Source organism: Okeania sp. SIO2B9 (genome assembly GCF_010672505.1).
Taxonomy (GTDB): domain Bacteria; phylum Cyanobacteriota; class Cyanobacteriia; order Cyanobacteriales; family Microcoleaceae; genus Okeania; species Okeania hirsuta.
Genome location: NZ_JAAHGK010000429.1, coordinates 2,903 through 5,484, shown reverse-complemented (window position 1 = coordinate 5,484; position 2,582 = coordinate 2,903). Strand labels below are relative to the sequence as shown.

Annotated in this window: 1 protein-coding gene; it reads left to right on the top strand. The window is 38.2% G+C overall.

Translation table 11 applies throughout. From position 1 onward, the window contains the following. The first annotated feature begins 783 nt into the window (after window positions 1–783). Window positions 784–2,001 carry a tyrosine--tRNA ligase gene (tyrS, locus tag F6K13_RS16110; protein ID WP_124154880.1) on the top strand — a complete coding sequence of 406 codons (1,218 nt, stop codon included), beginning with the start codon at window positions 784–786 and terminating at the stop codon, window positions 1,999–2,001. Window positions 2,002–2,582: the final 581 nt, after the last annotated feature.

The window sequence follows — 2,582 nt, the reverse complement described above, 5'->3', positions numbered from 1 at the left end:
GATAATCTCTTAAGTGAATTACTTGGTCAGCTAGCAGCGATAGTCGAGGGTTTCTTAATTTATTCAGCTTACAAAGTATATTAAATATTTGAAGAAGGAACAAGTAAGGACTGAAGGACTGGAAAAATGGATGGGATACTGAAAAGTTGTCACTCTGCACCTACGAACCAACCAATTGTAGATACCAGGGGTGACGGTGGGATATTAAACCCATAGGGAAAAAGATGAAAGAATAAGGTTGAATTATATTCATAAATAATTTATGTTACTTTAGCACTCTTAATTATTAAGGAGGCTTAAACACAATAATTTTTACATCTACTGAACTTTTCTATAATATTTTACTTAGATGCCATTAAGCAGTTGACTTTGTAAACTGTTCAGCGTTTAAACTATATAGTCCAATTTTTTTGTGAAAGGGAATATAGAATATAAAATCTCAATGCGTCTTAGATGACTAAAGACTAAATAGGGTTTGCTGAAAAAGTCTTTTTTAAGGAGTAGGGGAGCGGGGGAGTAGGGGAGTAGGGGAGTAGGGGAGTAGGGGAGTAGGGGAGAATTTTTTGGCCCAACTCTCGCCCAAAATACTAACTTTTTGAGCATGAAGAGCTGAAAACCAGGTACTTTTTCAAGACCTAAAAAGTCTCAAACCTTTACTTGTAAATGCTTTGATATTTATTCAGCAAGCCCTAAATATAGGATTGCTGGATAACTTAAACCATAGTTGCTCTAGATTTAATTTAACCCCCCAAACTAAAGCTATATCAATATAACTAAAACTAAATGATGACTGATAAATTTACATGGCTGCGTCGTGGCATCAGCGAAATTTTTCCAGATAGACCAGATTCTACAAACCCTGATGAAAATTTACTTCAGAGATTGGCCAATTCAGACCGACCTTTGCGAGTTAAATTAGGAATTGACCCCACAGGAGCAGATATCCATTTAGGTCATAGTATCCCGGTTCGCAAACTCCGAGCATTTCAGGATGCTGGACATACAGCAGTATTAATCATAGGAGATTTTACGGCAAGAATTGGCGACCCTACTGGGAAATCTGAAGTCCGAAAACAGTTAACTTCCGAACAGGTGCGGGAAAATGCCAAAACTTATTTAGAGCAGGTCCGGCCTATATTAGATTTTGACACGCCAGGGCGCTTAGAAATTCGCTACAACTCAGAATGGCTTTCTAAATTAGACTTGGCAAATATTCTGGAACTTTTGGCAACAATGACGGTGGGGCAAATGTTGGCGAAGGAGGGTTTTGCTCTTCGTTATCAGCAGGAAAACCCGATCTATATTCATGAGTTTCTTTATCCTTTGATGCAAGGTTATGATTCTGTGGCTGTGGATGCTGATGTGGAGTTGGGGGGTACTGACCAAAAGTTTAATATTGCTGTGGGACGAGATTTACAACGGCATTTTGGTAAAAAAACTCAGTTTGGTCTATTGATGCCGATTTTGTTGGGGACTGATGGGGTACAGAAAATGTCTAAGTCTCTGGGAAATTATGTGGGTTTATCGGAAGACCCTCTGAGTATGTATTCTAAGTTGGAAAAAATTCCTGATGACCAGATAGAACAGTATTTTGAATTATTGACTGGTTTATCTCTTGAGACTCTGCCAGAAAATCCTCGTGAAAGACAAAAGTTGTTGGCTTTGGATATTGCATCTCAGTACCACGGTAGGGAAGCTGCTTTGTTGGCTCAACAAACGGCTATGAAAGTGGTGCTTGAGGGAGATATGAGTCAAACTGAGGCAGTGCCAGAGTTTTCTTTGGCTAATGTGGAGTTTCCAGCAAAGTTGTTTTATGTTGTTAGTGCTAGTGGTTTATGTAAGAGTAGCTCTGAAGCTAGGAAAAAAATTGCCGGGGGAGCTGTACGTTTGGACGACGACCGTATTTCAGACCAGAATTTGACTTTTGACTCTCCGGCAGACCTTGATGGTAAGGTTCTACGGGTGGGTAAGAAAAACTTTGTCCGTTTGGTGAAGGATTAACTAATATTTTTGTTTAGACTCAAAGTCTGAAAAATTTAGTAGGCAAAAATTCTGACTCAGAGGGAGGGAAAATCTCAAGATGAAAATCACTCAAAACTACAACGTCTTAGTTTTTTGTTTGACTGCCCAGAAATAGACAATGGAATTTACTCAAAACTGTAACGTCTTAGTTTTTTGTTTGGCTGCCGGGAATTAAACAACTGAAAATTAACTAATACTTTTGCTCAGACTCACAGTCGGAAAAATTCAGTAGACAAAAGTTATGACTCACAGGGAGGAGAAAATATTGAGGTAAAAATCACTCAAAACTACAACGTCTTAGTTTTTTTGTTTGAATACCCAGAAATAAACCACTGAAAATTAATTAATACTTGAGGTAGAAATGACTCAAAACTGTAACGTCTTAGTTTTTTGTTTGGCTGCCGGGAATTAAACAACTGAAAATTAACTAATACTTTTGCTCAGACTCACAGTCGGAAAAATTCAGTAGGCAAAAATTCTGACTCACAGGGAGGGAAAATCTCGAGGTGAAAATCACTCAAAACTACAACGTCTTAGTTTTTTTGTTTGAATACCCAGAA

Excerpts from the sequence above, each read along its gene's own strand:
- tyrS (WP_124154880.1), top strand. The coding sequence starts at position 784 with ATGATGACTGATAAATTTACATGGCTGCGTCGTGGCATCAGCGAAATT.